Here is a 19,903-nt window from a genome sequence, read left to right as displayed (position 1 = left end):
TTCCTATCACTCCTTTTAAAACTGTACTCTGCGGCGTGTATTAATCGTTCCATATAAAACTATTGGAAAATTTGAGTTTAATAAAATAAAAAGCTGGCCTTATTGGTCAGCTTTTTATATATGAAGAAGGGGGAAAAAATCTTTGAGAGATGTATATTTGTTAAGTGGTTTTTTGGGAAGTGGAAAGACTTCTTTATTATCTCATTTAATTGCACAATTTAAATCTGAAGGTTTAAAGCCTGCAGTAATCATGAATGAGTTAGGCAAATTTGCTTTTGACAGTAGAGCCGTCGATAATGATGTTCCATTAAAAGAGATGTTGGAAGGGTGCATTTGTTGTACTGGTTCGGAAAAAATGGAGGCACAGCTTCAAATGCTTCTTGAGGGGGAAAGCTTCGATGTATTATTAATCGAGACAACTGGAGCCGCCCATCCCGTTGAGGCAATGGATGCAGTTTTTTCTCCTCTATTTGCTAGTAGGTTAAATATGAAAGGTATTATAACTGTAGCAGATTGTAAAAGGTGGCTAGATCGAGATAAAATGACTCCGCAAACGAGAATGCTTTTTCTTGAACAAATAAGACATGCACATTTAATTGTAGCAAATAAAACTGATTTACTTACTGAGTCTGAAATTGCATTAGTTACAATGCAAATCCAAGCCTTAAACAATTCTGCCCCACTTATACAAACAGCGAATAGTAAAATTCCTTTATCACTAGTAAGGAAAATGGAAGCAACTTTTCATGAAAAAGATATAAACAAAACAGCTCTTGGAATGCAGCTTTTTCTTTCTTCTCGATTGCACATTTTTAAAGAATCGGTTGATAAAGATATATTTGAAGAATGGGTAAGAGGACTTCCTGATAGCATTTATCGAATGAAAGGTTATATACCATTGAAGGGTCATAAATACCCCTTCTTATTTCAATATGCATATGGAATGGTACAGTGGATGCCCGAATTTGTTAAAATGCAGCCTCAAATTGTTATAATAGGTGATCAAGTAGATAAAATAGATATTTTAGGAGAAAATTCGAATGATTAATGCTTTTCAACGGTTATATAAAGGGAGAATAGCATTGGAAAAAATACAAACTGAAGAAGAAATTCGAATGATAATTCAAAGTGAGTTGAAAGATGAATTTACTCACCCAAGAACAAGGCAATCAGTAGATAAAAAATATGAACTTGCTATTTCTCGAATTCAAATGAGTACACTCTCTTTAGAAGAAAAACTCAGACTAGAAGAGGTGTATAAAGAAGAATATCTAAAACTGTCAACAGGTTACGAAGTGTAAATTTTGTTCTAGTTGGTCAAGTTAACCAATAGTAGTCTTATAGTTTGCTATTCTGACCAATATCTTTTATCCAACTGGACGTGTTGGCAAATATTATTTAAAAATTTCCTCCAATCCTATGTTTACAATAGGGGTGCACAAAAGAAGGAGGAAATGAAAATGAATAAGAAACATTCTATCATTGTTGGATTACTTGCAGGTGGCTTATTGTTTTCAACAAATACAGCAGATGCAGCGATGACAACTGGAAATTCAAATACTACTTCCGAGGCAAAAGCAGTTGTAATATATCAATGGAATTCTCCGTTTGAATTTATAACTAAGTATAATTGGAAAAATTTAGAGAACTTTGATTTTAACTATTTTGTCCAGTCAAATCAGATATTAGATAAACCTGAAGTAAACCAACAACCAGGGGATACAACACCAGTTACTCCGGTAAAAAAACCAGTAGCTGACAAACCAGCTACTCCAGAAAAGAAACCAGTAGCGGAAACACCAGTTACACCAGTAAAAAAACCAGTAGCTGAAACACCAGTTACACCAGTAAAAAAACCAGTAGCTGACAAACCAGTTACTCCGGTACAGAAACCTGTAAATCAACAAACGCCAACAAATAACAATCAAGAAGTAAAAGTTCCAGCAGCAGTTCAAGAAGTTGTTGATTTAACAAACAAAGAACGTGCAAAAGAAGGACTAAAAGCATTACAAATTGATGTAAAACTTACTCAATCAGCACAAGCAAAATCACAAGATATGAAAAACAAAAACTATTTTGATCATACTAGTCCAACTTATGGTTCTCCATTTGATCAAATGAAATCACTTGGCATCACATATAAATCAGCAGGTGAAAATATTGCTATGGGACAACGTAGCGCTGCTGAAGTAGTAGATGGATGGATGAAATCACCAGGACATAGAGAAAACATTATGAATCCTTCATTTACACATATCGGAGTTGGATTATCAGATAGTGGCTTCTATTGGACACAACAATTTATAGGTAAATAATATATTCAGGGCCTACCAAGTTTTACACTTGGTAGGCTTTTTAACGTTCTGCGATACCAGTGTTCATTGTACTATAAATAATTAAATAATACCGTGGATTTCCGCTTTAGGTGGACGCTTTCCGCGGGGTGAGTGATGAGCCATCACCGCCGCTACGCGTTCGTTGTGATAGCTCATTTGTCTCACTCATCCCGCTGGAGTCACCACCTTTCACTCTACAATCCATGTAGTGAGTATACCTAACAAGAAGATTAAGCCGAGCTATTGCTAAGAGGATAAAAATAGATTAAGTAAACGTAGTGATCATGCCATCCTGTAATCCGAATTAGAGATGCTATTGCTTTTTAAAATTTTGGTGCAATATTGTGAATCCAGATAAAATGAGTTCTCTAACTAATGTTCATAGGTTATAAATGTCATCTATCATCTTACGAAGCAAATAATAATTATTCACATACTTACTTGTTGATTGAAGTGCAAGCGGCGACTTCTGCGGGAATAGCAGATGTTTTCTGCACCGAAAGAGAAGCGGCAGGTCCCGCAGGAACGCATTAGAGGGAAGGAAGGCTAAAGACTCCTCTTCCCTAAGGCAACGCCTTCATGACTAACATCCTGTTCACCTGAGAGACTGAAGCCATGCCCGCGAAAAGCGTCCGCCATAGCGGAAAGTAACGGCATTCATATGCTACTCTTCTTGAATGGGCCGGGCATCTTTTTGTCCGGTTTTTCTTAAAAGAAAGTATATAAAAATGTCCTGTGAACACTGGGTTTAAGGGACTTGAAAGGATGATTAATCCTATGATTTCCGTTTCGGGTTGGCGCTTTCCGCGGGCGTTGTCTCAGCCTCCTCGCTCGGAAAACATATGCTCCTGCGGTTACTCGTCGCAAAGACGTTGCCCAAACAAAGTTTTGCCAATGTCTTCGCTGCGGGGCCTTCGCCTAACGCTTTTCCCCGCAGGAGACGCCACCTTGCACTCCAATCAATTAATGTGTAGTACTACACTAAAAGATTTAGCATAGCTTATCGATAAGATAAGAAGATTGGACTAATTTTTAGTGATTAACTTAAATTACTTGTAATCTTTTTTGAATTATAAATGCTTTCCACTAAGCTAGAGAATGACTGATTATTTATGCGATATTGTATACAACTTTCCTATATAAAGGGCTTATTGTTGATTGTAGCGCAGGTCGGCGACTCCAGTGGGACAGCACGAGGGAGAGACTACAGGCTCGAGCCGTGCCCACGGAAAGCGTCCGACCGGAGCGGAAATCAATGGCATATCAAGGTTTTTGTTCTGAAAAGATCGGGCGTCTTTTGCCCGTTTTTTTACGTTTATATTCAAACCATAGAGCACATACTTCGAAGTGAAGGGGTGATCTAGTGGTTGTATATAAAGAAACAATTGAATTACTTAAAAGTTCGTTTTCCCATTCTTATGATTTTATAACAAAAGAATTACGATGGAATGAGGATCCTGTAATACTATGCTATTATGCAACAATGATTGATACAGAAATCGTTCTGAAACAAATTAATCATATACAACTATTATACGAAACAAATGATCCGAATTGGAGAATTACTCCGTTTTCGGAGGAAACAGAATTTACGATAGAACAACTAGAGATAAGTATTCCTACAGGAGAGACAGTTCTAATATTTCCGAAATCAAATACGATGCTTCGAATAATAATTCCTAAAATTGCTTCTAGGGTACCTTCACCACCTCAAAATGAATATGTGGTAAGGGGATCCCATGATGGCTTTGTAGAAAATGTTGAAGTAAATATAAATTTAATAAGAAAAAGAATGAGTACACCGGATTTGAAAATAGAAAGATTGGTAATTGGTTCTACAACTAATACAAATGTCTCCATTATATATTTGAGTACAAAAGTAGATCAAGGAGCATTGGAAGTATTGAAAGAAAGGATATCTAAAATAGAGTTAGAAATGTTATATAGTTCTGGACAATTAGAAGACTATTTAGAGGATAAGATTTGGTCACCTTTTCCTCAATTTCTAAACACAGAAAGACCAGATCGAGTGGTTGCAAATATATTAGAAGGTAGAATTGCAATTCTCTCAGATTCGGATCCTACTGCACTTATAGCTCCAACTAGTTTAATTACTTTTTATGAATCACCGGATGATTATAATGGAAGGTTATTAGTAGGCTCTTTTTATCGATTAGTTCGTTTAGCCAGTTTTTTTATAGCTATCTTTTTACCGGCTATTTACATTGCGGTAGCTAGCTTTCATTTTGAAATAGTACCAATAGATTTGGGGGAAGAAGTGAAGAGTTCTGTCAGTCATGTTCCTTTTCGACCAATATTCGAGGCGTTTCTTTTAGAGATAACAATTGAATTAATACGGGAAGCGAGTATTCGATTACCAAGTCCTGTAGGTCAAACTATCGGGGTAGTAGGGGGATTAGTAATTGGGGATGCAATTGTTTCTGCAGGACTTGCTTCTAATTTAATGGTGATAGTTGTCGCATTGACTGCTCTTGCTAGCTTTGTGATTCCATCAGTTGAGTTAAGTACATCAATTCGTATTTTAAGATTCCCATTTATGATCGCTGCATCGATATTCGGATTTTTTGGACTTGCTATTGGTTCTCTACTTCTTTTCATTCATCTGTTAAATTTACAGTCTTTAAATCGGCCATATTTGTCCCCTATAATCCCGTTTGAACCTAAAAAGCTGTTTGCGGTCTTTTTCCGACCTCCTTATTATAAGTCGAACAAGGGGCAAAAGAGTTTTTATTTCAAAAAAGGATTGAAGAAAAATGAATAAGTGGACTATGTCTAATAACCAATTGTTTTTATTTTTATTTATAATTCAAACAGGTACGATTTTTATAACACTCCAAACTCGAATTATAAAAGCTGTAGGACAAAACGCTTGGATTGTATTCACCCTAGTTAGTTTCCTACATTTTATATTGTTCATGATTTTTAATAAATATTATAAGTACTTTCAATTAAATAAATTCGAAAAGTGGCTTTATCAAATTTATTGGTATGTAGTAGTTATTATTTTTTTGGGAACAATAGATTTTTTGCTGACTGTTTGGGTTTTTCCTTTAACGCCACACTTTATTGTTATTGGTATAATAGTTTTTATTTCTTTTTATACAAATATAAGCAAATATGCTGTTCCTTTAAATATCTCCGTTATTTTAATTCCATTCATAATATTGTTTTTGGGAGTATTATGTCTTGCTGTTCCTGATTTAATATGGACTAATCTGTTCCCTATAGGTCATATTGATAAAGACCAGTGGATAGCTGGGATAAAAGAATCTCTAAATGCCTTTCTCGGTTTGGAAGCTTTCTTGTTATTACGCCCATTTGTGCAAGACAAAAGAGAAATAAAGACAAAACAGATTTTATATTACCAGCTTACTCTAACTCTATTTTTTTTAATTACTATCTTTTTCACCATATTATTTTTTCCTTTGGAAGAATTAAAAGTAATTCCAGTTGCAATAATGTTTTTATTAAAGTCACAAGACGTAACCTTTGTAGAAAGATTAGATTTGTTTTTTACTTATATTTGGATGATGTGGAGTATAATAACGGTTTCGTTATTTATGTTTTTAGGCATTCACCTATATAAAACAATGCATAAACAGCATTTGAAATTTACAGTAATCATACATCTGATCATATTTATTTGCCCTTTATTTTTATTGTCTCGAGATATATTAAAGAAAGCAAATGATTTACTAGTATACGGTCACTTGATTTTTGGGATATTATTACCATTATTTATTCTTCTAAAGGGATGGAGGAATTCATTGCGTGAGTAAAAAGATAAGTATATTAATAATAGTTTTAATCTTATTAAGTGGATGCTGGGATGAACGGCTAAACAAGGATTTTGCAAGTGTACCTATGATTGGCTTTGATGGCGATTTAGGTAATTTAACGGGTTATTTTGGATTGCCAGGAGAGCAACATCAAAGTGAGGAATTCGAAATGTTAACAGCTAAAGGTGTGTCTGTACAAGATGTAGCTCAAAAAGTTGATCAAAAAGTAAATCAAAGATTGGATTTGTCAAAATTAACAAGTATTTTATTATCTGATGAAACAGTAAAAAGCGATTTAAATCAATACCTTGATTCGTATTATCGAAATTCTCATAGCCGGTTAAATACTGTTCTAATAATCACAGAAGGTAGTGCAGCTCCATTCATTCAATATGGGGACAAAATGGGGAGTGATATAAATAATTATTATAGCGAATTTGTAGAAGGATTTAAACTACAATCAGTTTTATCGAAAGCGGATATTCAGCAGTCTATTTCCGATTTAAAGGATGAAGCAGTTGATCTAACTTTGCCATATATCAAAATGTCAAAAGGAGATATTCCAGAATTAGGTGGACTCGCACTATTTAATGAGAAAAAATTTTCTGGGAAAACGTTAAATAAAGACCAATCCATCATTCTGCAATTAATGAAAAAGAAGAAAGGGAAGTATCCTTATTTGACTTATACACATAAAGGAGTCCCTATTACGATTAAAGTGGACAATTTACAAAGGAAAATGAAATGGGACGGTAAGCATATTGAAATCCATTATAAAATGAAAGTAGGGATAATGGAATATTACAAAAATCATCTGCTAGAGAAAAAAGAGCGTCAAGAATTAGAAAAATTTTTAGAAGGTAAATTAACTAAAAAAATGGAAGAGATTTTAAAAGTATTACATGATACAAATTGTGACGCAATTGGAATTGGTCGCTATGCTAGGGCATTCCATCCAGATTTATTTGTGAAAGATAAATGGCATGGGATATATTCAACGTTAACGATAACTCCTAGTGTGAAAGTAAAAATAAGTGAAACGGGCATAACAGATTAAAAACGACGCTAATACGCGTCGTTTTTTGACTGGAAAAAATCTATCATTGCTGTCAAGACTCTACAACGTTGAGGGTATTTCAAAGCATTTTGGTAATTACGAAGAGCTAAGTCTTATAGGTCACTTGGTGTTTTATTTATTTTCCTTTGTAAATAAATAAGTCTTGTACCAAGAGTGATGGCACCAAATGTTAATCCAACAATAAGTCCAATCCAATACCCGAATCTTTCAAAAGAAGTATAATTTGCTAAAACATATCCAGTTGGTAACCCAATGATCCAATAGGAAACAATTGCCATTATGAAGGTAATGGTAACATCTTTATATCCACGAAGGGCACCTTGTACTGGTGCTTGAATGGAGTCAGAGAGCTGAAACAATGCTGCAAAGAAGAAAAATTGAACAGTCAAAGTAATAACTGATTGATCACTCGTATAAATCGATGCAATTTGTTCTCTAAATATAAGTAAAATCGACGCAGAGATAAAGCTAAATAAAATCGCTGTACCTACTGCCAACCAACTATACGTTTTTGCATCTTTAAATCGATTTGCACCAACTTCATGACCAACTAAAATGGTTGCTCCCATCGCAATACTTAATGGAACCATATAAAGAAGGGAGGTAAAGTTCATGGCAATTTGATGTGCAGATATGACAGCGGTAGAATATGTACTCATAAGTATAGTTACAGCCGAAAAAATGGTTGTCTCAGCAAATATGGATAACCCTATAGGAATACCTATTTTAGTTAATGTTCCAATTTTTAGAAAGGATGGTTTACTCCAACCTTGAAATATCTTTAATTCTGCGAAAGGTTTGTTCCGATACACGATAATAATCGCGATTAACAATATTAACCAATATGTTAGTGCCGATCCTAATCCTGCCCCAACACCTCCGAGAGCAGGAAAACCTAATTTCCCATAAATGAATACATAGTTTAAAGCAATATTAATAGGAGCAGATAACAATGTAATAATCATCGATACGCGCGTTTTTCCTAATGCATCAATAAAAGAACGAAGCACACTATAAAGAAACAAAGGAATAAGTCCAATACTCATCATATATAAATAATTCTTGGCAACGAGGCGTACACTATTCTCAAGTGGGATACGTTGAAGAACAGGATCAATGCATAAGAAAATGCCTACAAATATAATGAGTGCTAACACAATGGCAATATAAAATCCTTGTTGTACAAAGGTACGTACATCTTTCTTCTTTTTCCCACCTATTAATTGTGCTACAATTGGCGTAATGCCTAGTAATATACCGGTTAGTCCGGTATAAACAGGAACCCAAAGGGATGAGCCGATGGAAACACCTGCTAAATGGTTAATACTATATTTACTAGTCATTAAAACATCAAAAAATGTCATTAAGTAGAGGGCGACTTGTGTGACTAGTATAGGAACGACTATCTTGATCATTTGAAAACTTTTTTCTGATAATGTTTTCGTTTCTTTCATTTTTGCATACATCCTTTAAAGTTATAAGATAGTTAGGAGATTATTAATGAATAATAACACAATTGTTTTAACAGGTGGAGGAACTGCAGGACATGTTTCATTAAACCAAGCAATTATTCCAGATTTAATCGAAAAAGGTTATGAGTTACATTATATCGGTTCTTCTGATGGAATTGAAAAATCAATAATAACACAAAGCTTTCCTTCGCTTCCATATTACGAGATTTCAAATGGTAAGCTACGACGATATTTTTCCTTAAAGAACTTTTCTGATCCTTTTAAAGTTCTTTATGGCACAATGCAGGCAGCAAGAGTACTTAAAAAGGTTAAGCCATCTCTTGTTTTTTCTAAAGGCGGTTTTGTTTCTGTTCCTGTAGTAATAGCAGCAAAACTTGCAAATATCCCTGTAATTATTCATGAGTCTGATATAACCCCAGGGCTGGCAAATAAGATTGCTAGTTCTTTTGCAAAGCATATATTTACAGTTTTTGAAGCAACATTGAAGTACTTGCCTGCAGAAAAGGCTTCTTCTATTGGTGCAATTATTCGCCCTGATTTGTTAAGTGGAAATAAGTTTACTGCAGAGGAATTAACAGGTTTCAAGGCGGAAAAAGAAACTATTATAATTATGGGCGGTAGCCAAGGTGCCGCAAAAATTAATGAAGCTATTTATGAAAATATAGACGTTTTAACTAAGAAGTATCAAATAATTCATCTTTGCGGTAAAGGAAACTTAAATACTTCTTTAATAGGTAAGACAAATTATATTGCCTTTGAATATGTAACTAACGAGTTACCTCATTTGTTAAAAATATCAGATTACGTTATAACTAGAGCGGGATCAAACTCAATATTTGAATTTTTAGAGTTAAAAAAACCAATGCTTTTAATACCTCTATCCATTCATGCAAGTAGAGGGGATCAATTGTTAAATGCAAATTACTTTGAAAAAAAAGGTTTTGGTATTGTTTTGGAAGAAGAGAATTTAACTCCGGGTACTTTTTTAGAGTCTTTTGCATTGTTAGTTCAGCAAGCTGAGAAAATTATTGCCAATCAAAACGAAGCAACAAATTCCAAAACGCCTTCACAATTTGTAGAAGCACTACTAACTTATAAAAAATAAAGAACTCCCGTCAAATAAATATTTGACGGGAGTTTATACTTTTCGTCACATCGCTTGTTCTTCTTCGGTATTATCCTGAAGCATAACTAGATGGAATAGATCCTTCGGAATATAGTATAAATCGAATATATCATTCTCTTTATTAATTTCTTCATAAATGGCAGGATGTGTAGAATTTGCTTTTAATGCATAAGGAAGTTTTTCGGTAGCACGAATACTTTTTAAATTATTTTTTCGTATACGCAAAAATATTGTGTGGATTTCTGTTTCAAAAAACATTTCTTGCAAAAACTGTTCTTTGGCTTTTTTATTATACCCAAGTCCTTGAAAAGGTTTGCCTATCCATGTGCCAAGGAATCCTGCTCCATTGTCTATGTCAAACAAATTAATTGTACCGATCGGTTGACCAAAATCGCTCACAATTGTTCTTGAGATAGCGGATCCGTTTTCTTCTTCTTCCATTAACTGTTTAGTCATGAACCAATATTCATCCGCTGAACTTGCTTTTTGGCGAACATAAGCAAGAACGGTTGGTTCAGACATTAAATCATAAAGTGCTGTACATTCATGTAAATCACGTTTTCTAATCAAAAAAAGCGCCCCCCAAAAGAACCGTAAATGAGCATTATCATCCTAGGTCCCTGAAATTTTTCATTTCGAATTGCATAAAAAATTTCGGGGTAGGAATCGAACCTACTAGGACCAGCTCAAAACTGGTGGCGCACCATTTGCCTTCCCACGACAAAGCGAACTTTGTCTTATAAAATTATTTGCTTTTATAATATACTAAGTTTTAATCCATTTGCATAGAAAAAACTCATAAAAAAAATATTAATTTTTTGTGAAGAAATTTTTTTCGAAACCAATTTAAATACTTGTATCTTTTTTTCGAAATACATATGATGGAAGGATAAGAATCAACACTGATTGGAGATCGTTTGATAAAATGACTCAAAGAATAATTACACCAACTCAATTTAAGTTATTGTATGATTTATCTGCTGACTATGTGTTTCTTATGAAGAAAAAACATAATTCATATGTTTATGAATGTATCAATCGAAAAGCAGAAGAAATTTTTTCTGTAAATCCATTGAATAAGAAACTTGAAGAATGTTTAGACGAATTCCACTATAAAACTATTATAAAAAATTATAATCGTGCTATTTTAGAGCGAAAGTCTATTTTTTATCAAGATCATTATTGTCTTATGAACATAACTTATGTCAACGAAACTTCAGCTATTCCTATTTACGATGGTGAAGATCAATATATTTTAGCGATGACTAAAGAAATTTCACGTACCGAAGAACTTAAAAGTTCCACATATATATTGGAAAGTTTTAAGAAAGGTATAAATGGAGCTGCTTTAGTTGCAATGACAAACAAAGAAGGAATTATTGAAATGGCAAATCAACTTTTTGAAACGACTTGCCAGTTTGAACAGCAAGAAATATTGGGTAAATCTTTTCGGATAGTAAACTCTAACTTTCATGATGAGTCTTTTTTTGAGGAAATGTGGAAAAAAGTTGAATCAGGTAATATTTGGCGAGGAGAGATTAGGAATCGGACTAAATTTGGTTCTTTTTATTGGGTTGATGCCAATATAATTCCTATTCACAATGAAAAAGGAGAGATTGAAAAGTATTTAACCATTCAATTTGATATTACCGAAAAGAAAAGAATTATTGACGAGTTAAGAAATATTGAACGAACTTTTACACTCATTACAGAGTATTCAAATGACCTTATTGCCATTACGGATGAGGAGGGGTGCCTGCTATATTCCTCACCAAGTCATGAAACTATTTTACAATATGATAAAGAAGAGTTGTTAGGAACAAACTATTTAGAGCAAATAGCGAAAGATAAAGATCAACTTAAACTTTTAAAAGAAAGAATAATAGCATCGATTGACGAACAGTCTGCTGTTCGAAAAGAATTATTACTTAAAAAGAAAAATGGTAAACCAATTTGGACAGATACTTCCATCACTTCAGTTAAGAGGAATTTGGACGGGGATTCCGAAAAGTGGTTTGTATTTGTTTCTAGAGAAATAACGGAGAAAAGAGAAATGGAAGATAGGCTTAAGTTTATGGCATATCATGACAGCTTGACTGGATTACCAAATCGCCGTTCTTTTCACGAGGATTTCTCGAAAGTTATACAAACCGTATCGCCTCTTAATCCACATATCGCACTAATTTACATTGATGGAGATGATTTCAAAGCAGTTAATGACAAGTTTGGACATGATGTTGGAGACCAATTCTTAGTTCATTTTGCAGAAAAATTAAAGCAAAGTGTTAACTTCGAATATAAGGTATATCGAATTGGCGGAGATGAATTCGTACTAATCGTTGATCGAATGAATGATTATACAGATGGATCAAGTGAAAAGGTACAAGCAATTGTTCATTCTATTCAAAACTCTTTAAAGCAAGGGTGGACTATCAATGAACACATATTCACACCCACTTCTTCTATTGGAATATCTGTGTTTCCTAATGATGGAACCAGTATGGCTAAATTGTTAGACAATGCAGATCAAGCATTATATACTGCAAAGAAACTAGGGAAAAATAATTTTATCTACACGTATGCCGTTCAAAATTAAAATTGAACGGCTATTTTAAAAGGTGGTTAGTAGTATGAAACGCCATATATTATTAATTGAAGACGAAGTAAATATTGCTAAATTTGTAGAATTAGAACTTAAGCATGAAAACTTTGAAGTTACTGTTTCTCATGATGGTAGAGAAGGTATGGATCATGCACTTAAAAATAATTATGATTTGTTATTAGTTGATCTTATGCTGCCAAGTTTAAATGGACTTGAGATTTGCAGAAGAGTTAGGAAACAAAAAAATACACCAATTATTTTAATCACCGCACGGGATGCCATAATTGATCGAGTCTCAGGGTTAGAAGCAGGTGCAGATGACTATGTAGTAAAACCTTTCGCAATTGAGGAATTGCTTGCAAGAATTCGAGCAGTTTTGCGTAGAGTTGATGGGGAAGGGAAAATGAATTCTAAATTGGAAATGTCCGATTTATCCGTTGATAAACATGCTCATCAAGTTTTTTATCAAGACAATGAGATTGAACTAACAAAAACTGAGTATGATATGTTGGTTTTATTAATGGAAAATAAAAATAAAGTTCTTTCTAGAGATGTGATTTTAGAATCAATTTGGGGTTATGATGCTGAAACGGAAACAAATGTTGTAGATGTTTATATCAGACATTTAAGGAAAAAGTTATTAGGTGCCTCTCATTTGATTGAAACTGTAAGAGGGGTTGGGTATGTGATGCGTCAATGAAAAACTGGTCACTCCAAAAAAAGTGGACATACAGCTCCGCTATTTCAATTTTTTTTAGCTTTCTCATAATGTGTGTCATACTTTACTTTTCAATTTTTAATTGGATGCTTATATCCGAGAAGAAGATTGCTCAAAATACATTGAACGAAGTTGTGCTTTTTCTACAATCGAAAGGTCCGTTCATTACTATTCAGGATATAAGTAGGAATCATACGTTGTTAAACCAAATAGTCAATCAAAAACAATCTATTCGACTATTAAACAAAGATGGGATAGAACTACTTCGAATAAATGATGCAAGTAATTTTCCTAATTTCACAAAGGAAACTCCATCAGATTTTTCTCAAGAAGTAGTAAACAATCAGCGTGTATATTTTAAAATGGAAGAACTTAATTTTGGAACTTTTTCGGGTTATGTTGAAATTTCGCATAGCTTAGAAAATTTTTCTCAACTAATGAATTATATTTTAATCGCAATGGTAATTTTCGCATTAATTTCTCTTTTAATATCTGCTCTTATTGGGTTTTCCCTTTCATCTATTTTGCTAAAACCTATTAAAGAACTTAGAGATGAAATGCAGAGAGCAAGTCAGAATAAGTTTTCCAAGGAAGTAAGTTTTCATTATTCATCTAAAGATGAACTTGGTGAATTGTTATTAATATACAAAGAACTTATGAATGAAGTATCCGAAACGATTAAAAGACAGGATGAATTTATTTATAATATTTCACATGAATTGAGAACGCCGATTCAAGTAGTTGAGGGACACTTGTCTCTTCTAAATCGTTGGGGGAAAAATGAGCGTGAAGTTTTAGAAGAGTCATTAAATATATCGTTAGAAGAGATTCAAAAAATGAAAAAACTCATGGAAGAAATGTTGAATCTTGCGAAAAGGGAACATGCTAAAGAAATTAGTCAAACAAATATATTAAAAGTAGTCTTGCTTTTACAAAAAGAATATAAATTGTTAAATCCTAAAGTAACCATTTCGACGGAGATCGATCCTGTTTATTGTGTTAACATCCAACAAGTCGCATTACTTCAAATTATTAGAAACCTGATAGACAATTCAATTCGTTATAACGAAAATGATCCAAATATATTTATTTCAGTAAATCGAGATTCTAAGAATATTATAATTGCCATAACTGATAATGGAATAGGAATATCCAGTCATCAAATTTCAAAGATTTTTGAAAGATTTTATACGGTAGATGAAGCTAGAACAAAATCAAAAGGTGGAACTGGTTTAGGTTTAAGTATTGTAAAAATGTTGGTATTGGAATATGGAGGGGAAATTGATGTAGAAAGTAATTTGGGAGAAGGTACAACTTTCCGGGTTCATCTTCCATATAAATAGAAGTAGATGATGTTTTAGACAAATGAAAAAAGTTTTTACAAAAATCCTTATTTAATTTACAAAAAAGCATTGTAATTTTTTTCGATAGTAGTAAGATGGTAATGGAAAAATCGTTCTTTCAAAAGGTTCTTTAAGTACTCTTGAAATAGTGGTAAACTGTAAATGTGTGTAAAGTTGTATGTTTTACACAGATATCCTTGTTTTTATACAAATTATTTTATTATTGCATTTTTATCATCAATGCCTAAAAGGCACAAAATGTTGGAGGTTTTTTTAAATGTCGAACAATCAATCACCTTGGTCAGCTTTTTCTGGTCCTAACCTTGGTTATGTAATGGAGCAGTATGATTTATATCTACAGTCTCCGGAAGAAGTGGATAATGAATTAGTTAGCCTATTTCAACAATATGGTGCTCCGTCCATCGTAACTTCTTCTGATTTAAGTACAAATCCATCTAACTCAGCAGTATCTTCGAATGATTTCGATAAAATCGTTCGAGCTATTAAGCTCGCGGATGCTATTCGTTCATCTGGTCATCTTGCTGCTAATATATATCCTCTCAATGATGGACCAAAAAACGAATCAAAAATTGATATTAAAACTTATAATTTAACAGAACAAGATTTAATAGAAGTGCCAGTTTCTTTTCTTATAACTAATGCACCGAAAAATATTTCAAATGGATTGCAAGCAATTGAACACTTAAAAGCAGTTTATACAAATAATATTGCTTTTGAAATTGCTCATATTGTTGAGCCAGAAGAACGTGCATGGTTACAAAATCGAATCGAAAACGGCGTGATTAAAGAAAACCTATCAGCTGATGATAAGAAAAAGTTATTATTACGTTTAACACAAATTGAAGGCTTCGAGAAGTTTATACACCGTACTTTTGTTGGCGCGAAACGCTTCTCCATTGAAGGTTTAGACACTTTAGTAGTACTAATCGATGAGTTGGTACGTCAATCGGATAAAACACAAACTAAACAAGTTAATATTGGAATGGCCCACCGTGGACGTCTAAATGTATTAACTCATGTATTAAATAAACCTTATGAGATGATGTTTGCTGAATTTGCACATGTTCCAAACGAATCGTTTATACCAAAAGATGGGTCACTTGAATTTTCGGAAGGATATTATGGGGATGTAAAATACCATAAAGGTGCATCTTATCATTCAAAATCTGGATTAACTGTCAAGTTAGCATATAATCCATCCCATTTAGAAGTTGTAAGTCCGATTGTTACAGGTCAAACTCGTGCTGCACAAGAGTCAACTAGTGAGCCAGGATTTCCAGTACAAGATAAAAATGCAGCATTCGCGATATTAATTCATGGAGATGCAGCATTTCCAGGTCAAGGTATCGTAACGGAAGTATTAAACTATAGTCGTGTTCGTGGATTCCAAACCGGTGGTTCAATTCATATTATTGCCAATAATATGATTGGATTTACAACAGAGGCTTATGATTCCCGTTCTACTTATTATTCTTCTGATCCAGCTAAGGGTTATGAAGTTCCTATAATTCATGTAAATGCAGACGATCCTGAATCTGTATTAGGTGTTGCTAAATTTGCTTATGAATACCGTAAACAGTTTGGTAAGGATATTGTTATTGATCTACTAGGATATCGTCGTTATGGCCATAATGAAATGGATGAACCATTAGTGACAAACCCTACTATGTATCATCTAGTTCATAAACATCCAACTGTTAGAGAAATATACGGTCAACAATTAGTTAAGGAAAATTTAATTGATTCTAAGGAAATAAAATCTTTAGATGAAACTATTTTTAATGGTATGCAAAAAGCATATGACAGAGTAAAAGAACTTCCACAATCAACAGCCCATGAAATTATTATTCCTGAGGCAGTATTAAATGGTATGCCGGAAATTCAAACAGGTGTTGCTAAGCCACAATTAGCAAAAATAAATGAAGAATTACTAACGTGGCCAAAAGACTTTACGGTCTTTAAAAAGTTAGGGAAAATTTTAAAACGACGTGAAGAACCGTTTAATGGTAAAGGTAAAGTGGATTGGGGACATGCCGAAACACTCGCATTTGCTACTATTTTACAAGATGGAACATCCGTTCGTTTAACAGGTCAAGATGCACAACGTGGAACTTTCTCTCATAGACACTTAGTGTTGCATGACGAAACTAATGGGGCAGAATTGACTCCTATGCATAATATAAGTGATGCAAAAGCTTCATTTGTCGTTTACAATAGTCCTTTAACCGAAGCAGCAATATTAGGTTATGAGTTTGGATACAATTTAGAGGATAGTAATTCCTTATCAATTTGGGAAGCACAATATGGTGATTTTGCAAATATGGCGCAAGTTATGTTTGACAATTTCATTAGTGCTGCACGATCCAAATGGGGATTGAAATCCGGATTAGTTATGTTATTGCCTCATGGTGCTGAAGGGCAAGGTGCAGAGCATTCAAGTGCTAGACTAGAGCGATATTTACAACTTGCTGCAGAAAATAACTGGACAGTTGCGAATCTATCAAGTGCTGCTAACTATTTCCATATTCTACGTAGACAAGCAAAAATGTTAAAAGAAGAAGCGATTCGCCCATTAATTATCGTTTCTCCAAAATCATTGTTACGTCATCCGTTAGTTGGAGCAGAAGTAGCAGATCTATCTACTGGTCAATTTGAAACAATAATTGAACAACCGGGTCTAGGGGAAAATGCGAAAAAAGTTAAAAAACTTGTATTTGCAAGCGGTAAATTGGCAATTGATTTAGCGGATAAAGTAAAAGATGGAACTGGATATGAGCATATGCATATTGTTCGTATTGAACAAATGTATCCGTTCCCGACTGAAAAAATTCAAGCAATTATCGATCGTTATCCAAATACGAAGCAATTAGTTTGGGCTCAAGAAGAACCTCAAAACCAAGGTTCATGGAATTTTGCACTACCATATTTACTAGAACTTGCAAATGGTAAAGATATCTCTTACGTAGGACGTGTAGATCGTTCAAGTACTGCTGAAGGGGATATTGATACTTATAAAGTAGAACAAGCGCGTATAATTGAAGAGGCAGTTAAAAGCATTTAACTTAATCTAGTTAATTGTCGCGGGCTCATGCGCAGAAGCAAACTAATGTCTTCTGTGACGAGCTTTGCACAAGAGCTTGACGTATATATAACCGGCGAAAATGTAGGATAATTTAGAGGAGGAAATTCAAGTGGCAGATATTATAGTTCCAGAATTAGCAGAATCAATTACAGAAGGTACCATTGCACAATGGTTAAAACAACCAGGTGATACAATTGAAAAAGGTGAGTTCATCGTTGAACTTGAAACAGATAAAGTAAATGTAGAAGTAATTTCTGAAGAAGCAGGGGTTGTAAGTGAATTACTTGCAGCAGAAGGAGATACAGTACAAGTAGGTCAAGTAATTGCGAGAGTTGGGGAAGGTTCAGGGTCAGCTACACCATCACCAGCTACTGAAACAAAAGAGCCGGCAGCTACTACGCCAACTGAAGAAACAAAGACAGTGCCAGCTACTGTTGAAACTACTTCTGAACAAGACCGTACAATCGCAAGTCCTGCTGCACGTAAAATGGCTCGTGAAAAAGGCATTAACTTAAGTGAAATTTCACCAGTAGATCCAATGGGACGCGTTCGTGTGCAAGACGTTTCAGCTCATGGAACTGCACCTGCACCAAAAGCAGCTCCAGCTCCGTCTACTGCGATTTCTCAAGAAGACGATGGTCGTTTTACACGTGAGAAAATGTCTCGTCGTCGTCAAACAATTGCTTCTCGCTTGTTAGAAGTAAGACAAAGCACGGCAATGTTAACTACATTCAATGAGATTGATATGACTAATGTTATGGCATTACGTTCTCGTAAAAAAGACAAATTCTTCGATGATCATGATGTACGTCTTGGTTTTATGTCATTCTTTACAAAAGCAGTTGTTGCTGCACTTAAAAAATATCCATATGTAAATTCTCAAATCGATGGAGACTATATTGTAAAAAATAACTTCTATGATATTGGAATTGCAGTATCAACGGAAGGTGGATTAGTTGTTCCAATCGTACGTGATGCGGATCGCAAAAACTTTGCAGAAATTGAAGACAATATCGGACAATTAGCGAAAAAAGCACGTGATAATAAATTAGCTCTTTCTGATATGTCGGGTGGATCATTTACAATCACTAACGGTGGGGTATTCGGTTCATTACTGTCTACACCAATCCTTAACGGCACACAAGTTGGTATTCTTGGAATGCACACAATCCAAAAACGTCCTATCGCAGTTGGAGATGAAATTCAAATTCGTCCAATGATGTATGTGGCTTTATCTTATGATCACCGTGTAATTGACGGAAAAGATTCAGTTGGATTCTTAAAAATGGTAAAAGAGCTTCTAGAAAGCCCAGAAGACTTAATGTTAAATTCTTAATTATTTCTGAAAAAGAGACTCCCTAATTGGGAGTCTCTTTTGCGAAAGTATATGGATTATCGTCCTACGAAACCAGTGTTCATAGTACTTTAAGATAATACCGCAGATTTCCGTTTCAGGTGGACGCGTTTCCGTAGGGTGAGCGATGAGCCATCACCACAGCTCACGCGTTCGTTGTGATTGCTCATCTTTCTCCGAGGAACGAAGGCTAAGAGCGCCACCTCGTGTGGCAACGCCCTCGTGACCAACATCCTGTTGGCCTCCGTCTGGAGCAGCCACCTTTCACTACAATCCATTAAGTGAGTAGTACCTTGACTGGAGTGCTGGCTGCGACTTCTGCGGGAATAGCAAATGTTTACTGACCGAAAGCGAAGTGACAGGTGCATGAGCGGAAGGCCATGCAGGAACGTATATGAGAGGGAAGGAAGGCTAAAGACGCCTTTTCCCTGAAGCAACGCTTTCATGCCCGCGAAAAGCGTCCGCCGTAGCGGAAAGCAACGACATTCAGATGCTACTCTTCCAAAAAGAACCGGGCGAATTTTGCCTGGTTTTTCTTATTGGGATTAAAGTATTTTTTATTAGAATCGATCAATGAAGCTGGATAATCGATCAATCAAATCAAATAATCGATCAATCTATGGTCAAAATCGATCAATCTTTTAAATAATCGATCAATCAGCAACCTACATTTGTTGAAAAGAAGAGTGATCAGTATATGCTGGCGTTGAAAAAAAATGAATACAATCGTATACTATAAAGTAAAGGAAGTGGTTAGATGATACATACAAATTGGGCAACTAAGCCAACACTTAAAACAGTTACATGTGTTCATACAGATGCTAAAAAATTCTTAGTAAGTAATGTATTAACTGTTGGAAAAGTATATGAAGTAAAAAATGAAACAGAAGAGTTCCTGTTCGTGATTGACAACACAGGTAAAGTCGGCGGATACTATAAAGAATATTTTCAATAAAAAAACCGATGAATTT

16 protein-coding genes are annotated in these 19,903 nt (G+C 34.5%); 14 read left to right on the top strand and 2 right to left on the bottom strand.

Going from position 1 to position 19,903, the window contains the following annotated elements; genetic code table 11:
* Positions 1-142 precede the first annotated feature (142 nt).
* The 7 genes from ACTSKG_RS04230 (at position 143) to ACTSKG_RS04200 (ending at position 7,193) form a co-directional block, all read left to right on the top strand.
* Positions 143-1,048 carry a CobW family GTP-binding protein gene (locus tag ACTSKG_RS04230; protein WP_464756899.1) on the top strand — a complete coding sequence of 302 codons (906 nt, stop codon included), beginning with the start codon at positions 143-145 and terminating at the stop codon, positions 1,046-1,048.
* Positions 1,041-1,301 (top strand): hypothetical protein, encoded by a 261-nt coding sequence (locus ACTSKG_RS04225; protein ID WP_464756898.1) that lies wholly within the window; start codon positions 1,041-1,043, stop codon positions 1,299-1,301. Before ACTSKG_RS04230 ends, ACTSKG_RS04225 begins: the two co-directional genes overlap by 8 nt.
* A gap of 159 nt (positions 1,302-1,460) precedes the next feature.
* The gene (locus ACTSKG_RS04220; RefSeq protein ID WP_464756897.1) at positions 1,461-2,315 is read left to right on the top strand and encodes a CAP domain-containing protein; all 855 of its coding nucleotides are present in this window, start codon (positions 1,461-1,463) and stop codon (positions 2,313-2,315) included.
* Positions 2,316-2,711: 396 nt separating this feature from the next.
* A complete protein-coding gene (locus ACTSKG_RS04215; RefSeq protein ID WP_464756896.1) occupies positions 2,712-2,870 on the top strand; it encodes a hypothetical protein in 159 nt (52 codons plus the stop codon).
* Positions 2,871-3,699: 829 nt separating this feature from the next.
* Positions 3,700-5,118 carry a spore germination protein gene (locus ACTSKG_RS04210; RefSeq protein WP_464756895.1) on the top strand — a complete coding sequence of 473 codons (1,419 nt, stop codon included), beginning with the start codon at positions 3,700-3,702 and terminating at the stop codon, positions 5,116-5,118.
* Positions 5,111-6,136 carry a GerAB/ArcD/ProY family transporter gene (locus ACTSKG_RS04205; protein ID WP_464756894.1) on the top strand — a complete coding sequence of 342 codons (1,026 nt, stop codon included), beginning with the start codon at positions 5,111-5,113 and terminating at the stop codon, positions 6,134-6,136. Before ACTSKG_RS04210 ends, ACTSKG_RS04205 begins: the two co-directional genes overlap by 8 nt.
* Positions 6,129-7,193, top strand: a complete 1,065-nt coding sequence (locus tag ACTSKG_RS04200; protein ID WP_464756893.1) for a Ger(x)C family spore germination protein — start codon at positions 6,129-6,131, stop codon at positions 7,191-7,193. Before ACTSKG_RS04205 ends, ACTSKG_RS04200 begins: the two co-directional genes overlap by 8 nt.
* Positions 7,194-7,306: 113 nt before the next feature.
* Here ACTSKG_RS04200 and ACTSKG_RS04195 read toward each other — a convergent pair whose 3' ends face one another.
* Positions 7,307-8,668: an MATE family efflux transporter gene (locus ACTSKG_RS04195; RefSeq protein ID WP_464756892.1), complete on the bottom strand. Its 1,362-nt coding sequence runs from the start codon at positions 8,666-8,668 to the stop codon at positions 7,307-7,309.
* Positions 8,669-8,714: 46 nt separating this feature from the next.
* On the opposite strand from ACTSKG_RS04195, the gene ACTSKG_RS04190 reads away from it, so the two are divergent.
* Positions 8,715-9,791 carry an undecaprenyldiphospho-muramoylpentapeptide beta-N-acetylglucosaminyltransferase gene (locus tag ACTSKG_RS04190; RefSeq protein WP_464756891.1) on the top strand — a complete coding sequence of 359 codons (1,077 nt, stop codon included), beginning with the start codon at positions 8,715-8,717 and terminating at the stop codon, positions 9,789-9,791.
* A gap of 45 nt (positions 9,792-9,836) precedes the next feature.
* On the opposite strand, the gene ACTSKG_RS04185 is transcribed toward ACTSKG_RS04190, so the two are convergent.
* Positions 9,837-10,382, bottom strand: a complete 546-nt coding sequence (locus ACTSKG_RS04185) for a GNAT family N-acetyltransferase (protein WP_464756890.1) — start codon at positions 10,380-10,382, stop codon at positions 9,837-9,839.
* 355 nt (positions 10,383-10,737) lie between these two features.
* On the opposite strand from ACTSKG_RS04185, the gene ACTSKG_RS04180 reads away from it, so the two are divergent.
* The 6 genes from ACTSKG_RS04180 (at position 10,738) to ACTSKG_RS04155 (ending at position 19,887) form a co-directional block, all read left to right on the top strand.
* The gene (locus tag ACTSKG_RS04180) at positions 10,738-12,408 is read left to right on the top strand and encodes a diguanylate cyclase domain-containing protein (protein WP_464756889.1); all 1,671 of its coding nucleotides are present in this window, start codon (positions 10,738-10,740) and stop codon (positions 12,406-12,408) included.
* Positions 12,409-12,442: 34 nt separating this feature from the next.
* Entirely contained in the window at positions 12,443-13,114 is a 672-nt protein-coding gene (locus ACTSKG_RS04175; RefSeq protein ID WP_464756888.1) for a response regulator transcription factor, read from the top strand.
* Positions 13,111-14,475 (top strand): sensor histidine kinase, encoded by a 1,365-nt coding sequence (locus ACTSKG_RS04170; RefSeq protein ID WP_464756887.1) that lies wholly within the window; start codon positions 13,111-13,113, stop codon positions 14,473-14,475. Before ACTSKG_RS04175 ends, ACTSKG_RS04170 begins: the two co-directional genes overlap by 4 nt.
* A 277-nt stretch (positions 14,476-14,752) precedes the next feature.
* Positions 14,753-17,557 carry a 2-oxoglutarate dehydrogenase E1 component gene (locus ACTSKG_RS04165; RefSeq protein WP_464756886.1) on the top strand — a complete coding sequence of 935 codons (2,805 nt, stop codon included), beginning with the start codon at positions 14,753-14,755 and terminating at the stop codon, positions 17,555-17,557.
* Positions 17,558-17,687: 130 nt separating this feature from the next.
* A complete protein-coding gene (gene odhB / locus ACTSKG_RS04160) occupies positions 17,688-18,914 on the top strand; it encodes a 2-oxoglutarate dehydrogenase complex dihydrolipoyllysine-residue succinyltransferase (protein WP_464756885.1) in 1,227 nt (408 codons plus the stop codon).
* A gap of 775 nt (positions 18,915-19,689) precedes the next feature.
* Positions 19,690-19,887: a DUF6501 family protein gene (locus ACTSKG_RS04155; RefSeq protein WP_464756884.1), complete on the top strand. Its 198-nt coding sequence runs from the start codon at positions 19,690-19,692 to the stop codon at positions 19,885-19,887.
* The last annotated feature ends 16 nt before the right edge of the window (positions 19,888-19,903 follow it).

The sequence above is a fragment of the Psychrobacillus syltrankelensis genome (assembly GCF_055454035.1).
The sequence above is the reverse complement of the archived record's forward strand: the minus strand, read 5'-3'. Positions and strand labels throughout refer to the sequence as shown.